At 60.8% G+C, this 1,173-nt stretch carries 1 protein-coding gene; it reads right to left on the bottom strand.

The window, feature by feature from the left end:
* Positions 1 to 98: 98 nt before the first annotated feature.
* Positions 99 to 1,173: plasmid replication protein RepC (gene repC, locus EOA29_RS37145; protein ID WP_127222439.1), on the bottom strand; the 1,075-nt coding region annotated here is incomplete at its 5' end.

Raw genomic sequence — 1,173 nt, 5'->3', positions numbered from 1 at the left:
AGCAGACACCGCCGGCTTACTGAAGCAATTCAAGCCAGGGGGACGCCCTGATACCAGCCGCAGACTGCCGCCACGGGCCCGATCGCCACGCTCGCCAGTTATCCGGTCATCCTGGTCGGTGACCCATTAGCTTTCAAAGCAGCCATCAGCATCGGCCCGACCGAAAACTGCCCTGCCCTCGCCTTATCAGTCAGCGCTCGAAGATAGCCGCCTGCGGAATTGATGTGCTGAGCACGTTGCAGAATGCAGCAGATCACCATTGCGGCGGTTTCTTGCCCCATTTCATGGCAGGCGTCCTCGTATGCGGAAGGCGACACGCCGAGATAACCGCGCACCTGGGCCGCCGTGACCATCAAATCGCGCCAGTTGCCGATCCCGTCGACGGCGTAATCCGCAATTTCCGGGCAGGCCTTCAGCACGATCCCTAGCGGGTACGTTTTCGGGGGCTCTGCGGTCCTCGTTTTTGGCTCAGCCGTCGCCCCGCTTTTCTCTAAAGCAGGTTCAAATTCAAAAGTAGAGTCGGTATTTGAATCAGGTTGCTGCCGCTCGTTTTGAGAGTCATTGCCGCCCGGATTCGTGGATTTCATGTGAGTTTCCAGCAAGTTATCCACTTCGGCGTGTAACGCAGCCAGATCGGCTACGATGGGTTCAAGTTCGGCGATGCAGGCTCGGCGCGGAATTGCCTCCACAACGCCGCGGAAACGCTTCCACAGGCTTCCCCAGTCGCCCGGAACATCTTCGTCAAGGGCCGCCTCTATCAGCTTGTGGATGTCGCGGCGGTGCAAGGTGATCCGCTCGCGCATAAGCCTGAGCGCGCTGTTGTCAGCGCGAACACGCTCGGCCGCCGCCTCGAACTCGTAAGCACGGGCCAGCAGCGGCGCCAGGGAGAAGCCAAAGGCTTCCTCGATCTCCCCTCCCCTGCCCTTGCGGGCGTAACGCTTGCCGTTCGGGCTGTCCCGACGGATGATCAGCCCGCAGTCCACTAGGGCCGCCAGGTGTCGCCTGACAGTGGTATCAGGCATTCCGTGCGCCCTGAGGGACAGCTGTGCATTCGAGGGAAACACGATGACGCCGTTTTCCTCACTCAACTCGCTGTCAGGGTAGAAAGACAGCAACGCATTCAGCACGGCCAGGGCACGATCGCCGATGCCGACGACGCTCTTGCCTTCGCAG

It is taken from the genome of Mesorhizobium sp. M1E.F.Ca.ET.063.01.1.1, assembly GCF_003998155.1.
Lineage (GTDB): Bacteria > Pseudomonadota > Alphaproteobacteria > Rhizobiales > Rhizobiaceae > Mesorhizobium.
This window is presented reverse-complemented; position numbering and strand designations above follow the sequence as displayed.